General features: G+C 71.9%; 4 protein-coding genes. 2 read left to right on the top strand and 2 right to left on the bottom strand.

Translation table 11 applies throughout. The annotated features are described in order from the left end of the window. Positions 1–47: 47 nt before the first annotated feature. A complete protein-coding gene (locus Vlu01_RS15170; protein WP_203999343.1) occupies positions 48–2,144 on the bottom strand; it encodes a S9 family peptidase in 2,097 nt (698 codons plus the stop codon). Positions 2,145–2,226: 82 nt separating this feature from the next. On the opposite strand from Vlu01_RS15170, the gene Vlu01_RS15175 reads away from it, so the two are divergent. Next, a complete protein-coding gene (locus Vlu01_RS15175) occupies positions 2,227–3,573 on the top strand; it encodes an FAD-binding oxidoreductase (protein WP_203999346.1) in 1,347 nt (448 codons plus the stop codon). A gap of 48 nt (positions 3,574–3,621) precedes the next feature. Here Vlu01_RS15175 and Vlu01_RS15180 read toward each other — a convergent pair whose 3' ends face one another. Beyond that, positions 3,622–5,694: a SpoIIE family protein phosphatase gene (locus Vlu01_RS15180; protein WP_203999349.1), complete on the bottom strand. Its 2,073-nt coding sequence runs from the start codon at positions 5,692–5,694 to the stop codon at positions 3,622–3,624. A 157-nt stretch (positions 5,695–5,851) separates the two neighbouring features. Between Vlu01_RS15180 and Vlu01_RS15185 the strand changes: the two genes are divergently transcribed. Further along, on the top strand, positions 5,852–6,856 hold a 1,005-nt coding region (locus tag Vlu01_RS15185), incomplete at its 3' end, for a HAMP domain-containing protein (RefSeq protein WP_203999352.1).

Raw genomic sequence — 6,856 nt, forward strand, 5'->3', positions numbered from 1 at the left:
GCGACATCAGGCCGCCCGGGCCGGTGGGTCACGCATGGCCGGGCGGGTCAGGCGCGGCCGAGGCGGTCCAGGGTCCAGGCGTTGATGAACGCCTCCTCCCGCCAGGCGTCGTAGCGCCCACTCGGTCCGCCGTGCCCCGCCTCCATCTCGGTCTTGAGCAGGTAGTCGCCCTGCGGCGCGACCGCCCGCAGCCGCGCGATCCACTTTGCCGGCTCGTGGTAGAGCACCCGGGTGTCGTTGAGGCTGGTCATGGCCAGGATCGCCGGGTAGTCCAGGGCGGCGACGTTCTCGTACGGGGTGTACGACTTCATGTACGCGTACACCTCCGGGTCGGCCAGCGGGTTGCCCCACTCCTCCCACTCGGTGACGGTCAGCGGCAACGACGGATCCAGGATCGTGTTGAGCGCGTCCACGAACGGCACCTGCGCGACGATGCCGGCAAAGGCGTCCGGTGCCAGGTTGGCCACCGCGCCCATCAGCAGCCCGCCGGCCGAGCCACCCCGAGCGACCAGCCGGTCCGGTGCGGTCCAGCCCGCCTTGGCCAGGTGTCGGGCGCAGGCCACGAAATCGGTGAAGGTGTTCTTCTTGGCGAGCATCTTGCCGTGGTCGTACCAGCGGCGTCCCAGTTCGCCACCGCCCCGGATGTGCGCCACCGCGAAGATCACCCCACGGTCCAGCAGGGAGAGCCGGCCGACCGAGAACCACGGGTCCATGCTCGCCTCGTACGAGCCGTAGCCGTAGATGACGCAGGGCGCCGACCCGTCCCGGGGGGTGTCACGCCGGTAGACCAGCGAGATCGGCACCTTGGTGCCGTCGTCGGCCAGTGCCCAGTCGCGCTGCTGTTCGTAGTCCTCCGGTCGGTAGACCTGCCCGTCCGGGCCGGGCAGCACCGGCCGCTGGCGCAGCAGCGTCATCTCGCCGGTGACCAGGTCGTAGTCGTACACCGAGTCGGGCGTGACCAGCGAGGTGTAGCGCAGCCTCAGCCGGCCGGTGCGGTACTCGGGGTTGGCGTCCAGGCCGACGGTGTGCAGCGGCTCGGGGAACTCGATGTCGTGGGCCTCACCACCGTCGACGGGCAGGATCCGCAGCCCGGTCAGGCCGTTGCTGCGCACCGCGACGACGAAATGGTCGGAGAAGGCGTCGACCGATTCCAGTCGGGTGCCCGGGGAGTGCTCGATCAGCGGCACCCAGTCGCCCGGGGCGTCGACGGAGGTGTACGCGAGGGCGAAGTCCTCGGCATCGTCGTTGTGCAGGATGAGGAACCGGTGGCCGTGGTGCTCCACCGCGTACTCGACACCCTGCCGCCGGGGCGCGATCACCGCGGGCTCGCCGGTCGGGTTGTCGGCCGGGATCACCCGTACCTCGCTGGTGAGCTTGCTGGCGATGTCGATGAGGATGAACCGCTCCGAACGGGTCAGCTCGACACCGACCCAGAACCGTTCGTCGTCCTCAATGTGCACCACCACGTCCTCGGTGGCGGCGGTACCGAGCACGTGTCGCCAGACCCGGTTCGGTCGCCACGCCTCGTCCACGGTGACGTAGAACAGCACCGAGGCGTCAGCGGACCACGCGGTGCCGTAGAACGTGCCGGGGATTTCGTCGGACAGCAGCTCACCGGTGCTGAGATCTTTGACCCGCAGGGTGAATCGTTCGTCGCCGGAGAAGTCGGTCGAGTAGGCCAGGTAGCGCCCGTCGGGGCTGACGTCGAAGGCGCCCAGGGCGAAGAAGTCCTGTCCCTCGGCCAACTGGTTTCCGTCGAGCAGCACCTGCTCTCCGTCCAGCGGGGCACCGTCCGCGCTGATCGGCGGGGTGCTCTCGTCGGGACGGACGGCCCGGCGGCAGTGCACGCCGTACTGCTGACCCTCGACGGTGCGGGTGTAGTACCAGTGCTGGCCCTTGCGGGTCGGCACGGACAGGTCGGTCTCCTGGGTACGTCGCCGGATCTCCTCGAACAACTGTGTCCGCAGCCCGGACAGGTGCGCCGTCCGGGCCTCGGTCCAGGCGTTCTCGGCGTTCAGATAGTTGATCGTTTCTGGATCGTCCTTGGTGGCGAGCCAGGCGTACTCGTCGACGACGGTGTCGCCGTGGTGGACGCGTTCGGTCGGCACCCGCCTGGCCGCGGGAACGGGGGTCTCGGTGGTCACGGCGTCACGTTACCGGCCATGGCGGCCTGTGGTGCGGCGCAATTCTGCACCTGATCGTTCGAACACATGTACGATCGCCGGCATGGTGCCAGCCCGTTCCGCCGGTGCGTCCGGTGTCCGTGAGATCACCCGTCGGCTGACCGAGATCTGCGGTCCGCGCTTCGCCCGCCTCGCCGGCCCCGCCGATGAGGTGGCCGGAAGCACGGCTCGCTGGGTGGCGGTGCCGGGCGGTCCGCACGCCGCCGCGCAGGTGCTGAGGCTCGCCGCGGGGCACGATCTGACCGTGGTGCCCCGAGGGGCGGGCACCAAGATCGACTGGGGTGCGCCACCCGAACGGGTCGACATCATGCTCGACACCGGGAGACTGGCCGGCATCGGCCACCAGCCGGCAGGCCGGGGCACTGCGGAGATCGGCGCCGGTACGCCGCTGCGGGCCGTGCAGGCCACCCTGGAGCGCACCGGTCAACGGCTCGCGTTGGACGCGCCCTCACCCGGCGCCACCCTCGGCGGGGTGCTGGCGGCGGACGAGTCCGGTCCGCTGCGCCACCGCCACGGCACCGCCTGCGACCAACTCGTCGGCCTGCGCTACCTGGCCGCCGACGGTGAGCTGGCCGAGGCGGGCGGTGGGGCGGCCGGGCTGGCCGAGGCGCGTCTGCTGTGCGGCTCCGAGGGAGCGCTCGGTGTGCTGGTCAGCGCGACGCTGCGGGTGCAGGCGGTGCCGGCCGCCCGGGTGTGGGTGACCCGACCGGTGTGGACGCCGCTGGAGGTGCACGACCTGATCAAGGCGGTGCTCGCCGCCCGCCTCGACCCGGCCGCGATCGAGCTCGACCTGCCGGCCGGTACCGGCCGCCGGCCACAGCGGGACCGTCGCGCGGAGGCGATGGCGCTGCATCCGTCGATGACCGGGCGGGTGCCGGCCGCCCCGGCGGGCACCGGGTCGCTGGTGGTGCTGCTGGAGGGCGGTCCCGCCCAGGTGGCGGAGCGCACCGACCGGCTGCTCGACATCTTCGGCGCCCGTTCGACGGTCGCACGGACGGCGCCGTCGTGGTGGCGCAGCTACCCCTTCGCCCCCGGCGACACCGCGCTGCGGCTGGAGGTGCCGATGACCGACCTGCACGCCGCCGTCTACGCCCTGCGCGACGCGGCCGGCGGGCCGGTTCCGGTTCGCGGTTCGGCCGGGCTCGGTGTGGTGCACGCCGCCCTGCCCGGGGCGATGTCACCGGGTCGGGTCGCCTCGATCCTGGCCGCGGTGCGTGGCGTGCTGCTCGCTCGGCAGGGCCGCTGCGTGGTGCTCGCCGCACCGCCGGCCGTCCGCCGCACCGTCGACCTCTGGGGCGAGCGGGCCGACCTGGCCCAGCTACGCGCCGTCAAGCAGTACCTCGACCCGGCCCACCGCCTGGCCCCCGGCCGGCTCCCCGGCGGCCTCTGACCGCACCGCCCTGACGTTCACCGTCGGGGTCGGCGGACCGGGACGGGGTCAGACGGCGTCGTTGCGGAGGACGAGGATGGCGATGTCGTCGCGGGGCTCCTCGACCGAGAAGTTGATCGCGGTGGAGCGCAGCCGGGCCGCCACCACGTCCGCCGAAAAGCCGGCCAGCGGGGCGGCAGCGTCGCGCAGCCGCGCGGTGCCGAACAGCTCCCGGCCCCGCCGGCGCTCGGTCACCCCGTCGGTGTAGAAAACCAGGCAGTCGCCCGGGTCGAGAGTGAACTGCTCGGTGGGTGAGGTGATCGCGTCGAGCAGCCCGAGGGCGGTACCCCCGGTGCCGACGAAGGCGGCGGGCCCGCCACCGGATCGCAGCAGCACCGGCCGATCGTGCCCGGCCAGGTGCAGCCCGACGTCGAGACGGTTGCCCTCACCCGGCCCGACCGCTGCCAGCGCGAGCGTGCAGTAACGGCCGGCACCCCGTTCGACAAGCGTCTCGTTGAGTCGGGAGAGCACCTCGGGCAGCGGCTTGCCGTCGCCGGCCAGCACCCGAATCACGTCCCGCACCAGCCCGGTGACCGCGGCGGCCTGTACTCCCTTGCCGGAGACATCGCCGATCACCACCAGCCAGCGCCCGTCCGGCAGCGGCACCACGTCGTAGAAGTCGCCACCGACGTCGACGTCCCCGCCGGTCGGCACGTACTCGGCGGCGAAGCCGATGCCCTCCACCACCGGCAGGACCGGCGGCAGCAACGACTGTTGCAGGGTCTGCGCCACCCGGCGGCGTTCGGCGTGGATGCGGGCGTTCTCGATGGCGAGGGCGGAGCGTCGCGCCACATCCTCCAGCACCGCGATCTCGTCCGGGTCCTGCCGGTGCCGCTGGTGGCGCCCGACGGCCAGTGTGCCGAGGCGCTGCCCACGGGCGATCAGCGGCACGGCGAAGCCCTCCATCGGCCCGCCGAGCGCGGTCCGGGTGCCGTTGCGGCTGGCCTCGCGCAACCGGGCCTGGACGGAGTCGGGACCGGCTTCGCGGAGCGTGGCGTGCAGTTGCGGCAGCATCGACTCGTCGGCGTGGCTGGCCGCCGCGAGCCGGAGCCGCCCCCACTCGTCGGTGGTGTGCACCGCGCACCACTGGCCGAGCCGGGGCACCACCAGTTGTGGGATGAGTGCCATGGTCAGTTCCACGTCCAGCGACTGGGCGAGCAACTCGCTGGCCTCGGCGAGGAAGGTCAGCCATGCCTGCCGGCGTACGTCCGCGCGGCGCAGCCGGTCGTTCTCCAGGTGCAGCGAGAGCCGCTCGGCGGTCAACACCGCCAGCGGCTGGGCGTACGCGGTGGGCGCGGCATCCAGTTCCAGTTCCCCCGTGTACGGCCGGTGCACGGCCAACGGCACCCGGAGCAGGTCGTTGCCGGCCCGGGGCTGGCGACCGTACCGGGCGAGGATCTGGGCGCCCTGACCGTCACCACGGTCCAGCCGGACCACCCCACCGGCGGCGCCGACCATCTCCGCCACCCGGTTGAGCAGGCCGGCGGCGAAGTCCGGCAGCGGGTCCTCGGCGTACGGGTCGGGGGTGGTCTGCATCAGCACATTCATCGCACCGGCGCTCGGCACGGCGGACTGACCGGCGCTGTCCGGAGGGTCGACGCTCATCGGTGGCGCGGATGTCGCTGATGCCATTTCCTGACGATCGGAACGATCCAGCCGGAACCACACGCCCTTGCCGGTGCGCAGGTATGTGGTGCCCCACCGACTGGCGAAGTGATCGACCAGCAGCAGCCCCCGCCCCCGTTCGGCGACCTCGGCGATGTCGGTGGCCCGGTTGCGTACGCCGACGGTCAGCTCGTCGACCGGTCCGGCGGCGAAGTCGGAGACCGTCACGGTCAGCCCCGCCTGGTCGGCGGTGACCTCGATGTCCAGTTCGGTGCGGGCGTGCTCGACCGCGTTGGTGGACAGCTCGGTGGTCAACAGGAGAGCCTCGTTGAGCAGTTCGTCCAGATTCGCCTCCGCGAGCACGGACCGGACGACCGCGCGTGCAGCGGCCGGCGTACGGCGGTCGGCGGGAAGCCGAACGCGTCGCACGTGCTCGTCTGGGCCCGTCTTCGCCGCGGGCCCCGCCTCCGCTGACACCCTCGTATCCTCCACCGACACCTCGGAAGTGCCAAGCCGATCATCATCATCGGCTCTTTGCCGTCGGACGGTGCCGTGCCGTGGCGTTTTCGAGGTCACGGGGACAATGATGGGGTGGCCGGCGGGAGCCGGTGGACCCCGAGGTGAGCGAGGAATGATGACCACGGCGAAACAGTCGGCGGCCGCGGAGATCTCCGCCGCCGACCACGAGGCGGTCCTCACCGAGCTGGCGGAGGCGCTGCGGCGGATCCGCGGCGGCGACCTCAAGGTGCGGTTGCCTCGACGCTCGGGCGCGGCCGGCGAGGTGGCGGACGCCTTCAACGACGTGGTGTCGCTCCAGGAGCGGCAGCATCTGGACCTACGCCGGATCAGCCGGGTCGTCGGCCGGGACGGCCGGCTGACCGAGCGTCTGGACGAGGAAGGGCTGGACGGCTCGTGGGCGGAGGGCCAACGGGCGGTCAACTCGCTCATCGACGACCTGGGTCGACCCACCACCGAGATCGCCCGGGTCATCGTGGCGGTCGCCGACGGTGACCTCACCCAGCACATGGCGCTGGAGATCGACGGTCGCCCGTTGCGCGGTGAGTATCTGCGCATCGGTCGCACCGTCAACACCATGGTCGACCAGCTCTCGTCCTTCTCCAACGAGGTGACCCGGGTGGCCCGTGAGGTGGGCACCGAGGGCAAGCTGGGCGGCCAGGCCGACGTCCGTGGCGTCGCCGGCACCTGGAAGGACCTCACCGACTCGGTGAACACCATGGCGTCGAACCTGACCGGTCAGGTCCGGTCGATCTCCCAGGTGGCGACCGCGGTGGCCAAGGGCGACCTGTCGCAGAAGATCACTGTCGGCGCGCGCGGCGAGGTGGCCGAGCTGGCGGACACGATGAACTTCCTCACCGACACGCTGCGGCTCTTCGCCGAGCAGGTGACCCGGGTGGCCCGTGAGGTGGGCACCGAGGGCAAGCTGGGCGGTCAGGCGGAGGTGCCGGGCGTCGCCGGCACCTGGAAGGACCTGACCGACAGCGTCAACTCGATGGCGTCGAACCTGACCTCCCAGGTGCGCAACATCGCCCAGGTTTCCACGGCGGTGGCCCGGGGTGACCTGTCGCAGAAGATCACCGTGGCCGCGCAGGGCGAGATCCTGGAACTCAAGGACACCGTC

This window comes from Micromonospora lutea, assembly GCF_016863535.1.
GTDB lineage: Bacteria > Actinomycetota > Actinomycetes > Mycobacteriales > Micromonosporaceae > Micromonospora > Micromonospora lutea.

What these genes read in the sequence shown, in the direction of transcription:
- Vlu01_RS15175 (WP_203999346.1), top strand. Translation starts at nt 2,227, where the DNA reads ATGGTGCCAGCCCGTTCCGCCGGTGCGTCCGGTGTCCGTGAGATCACC.